Genomic DNA, 974 nt, shown 5'->3' with positions numbered 1-974 from the left:
CTAACGCACCGTTGACCCCTGCTGGGAGGCTGCGTCTGGCCCGGTGTGTCGTGGACGATGAATGGCCGTTGCGGCGGGCGGCGGAACGGTTCCAGGTCGCGGTGTCCACGGTGAAACGCTGGGCCGGCCGCTACCGCACGGGCGGCGAAGCCGCGATGGTCGATCGTTCATCTCGTCCGCGCCGCAGCCCGTCGCGGACCCCGACCCGGACCGAGCGGCGGATCATCAAGGTCCGGGTCCTGCGCCGATGGGGGCCGGCCCGGATCGCCTACCTGCTCGGGCTGAACCCGTCCACGGTGCACCGCGTTCTGGGCCGTTACGGCCTGGCCCGGCTCTCCCACCTGGACCGGGCCACCGCACAGCCGGTCCGCCGCTACGAACATCCCGCGCCCGGTGACCTGATCCACGTCGACATCAAGAAGCTGGGCAACATCCCCGACGGCGGCGGGCACCGGGTCCTCGACCGCGCCACCGGACTGCGGCACAAGAAAGCCACCACCACCGCCCGCCGGCATGGCAAACCCAGGATCGGGTCCAGCTACCTGCACAACGCCGTCGACGACCACTCCCGCCTGGCCTACAGCGAAATCCTGCCCGACCAGAAGAAAGAAACCGCGGCCGCGTTCTGGCAGCGAGCCCAGAACTTCTTCACCAGCTATGGAATCACCGTCGCACGGGTCCTGACCGACAACGGGGCCTGCTACAAGTCCCGCCTCTGGCGCGACACGCTGCGCGACGCGGACATTGTCCACAAACGCACCCGACCCTACCGGCCCCAGACCAACGGCAAAGTCGAGCGGTTCAACCGCACCCTCCTCGAGGAATGGGCCTACGCCCGCACCTACCGCTCCGAAACCGAACGACGAGACGCCTACCCAGACTGGCTCCACACCTACAATCACCACCGCGGCCACACCGCACTCGCCGGCAAACCACCCGCCAGCCGCGTCCCCAACCTCCCAGGTCAATACACC

1 protein-coding gene is annotated in these 974 nt (G+C 68.6%); it reads left to right on the top strand.

Annotated elements, in window-relative coordinates; all coding sequences use genetic code 11:
• Positions 1 to 974: IS481 family transposase (locus tag ACSMFO_RS40110; RefSeq protein WP_436462530.1), on the top strand; the 974-nt coding region annotated here is incomplete at both ends.

Source organism: Amycolatopsis sp. w19, assembly GCF_051373225.1.
Classification (GTDB): domain Bacteria; phylum Actinomycetota; class Actinomycetes; order Mycobacteriales; family Pseudonocardiaceae; genus Amycolatopsis; species Amycolatopsis japonica.
The sequence above is the reverse complement of the archived record's forward strand: the minus strand, read 5'-3'. Positions and strand labels throughout refer to the sequence as shown.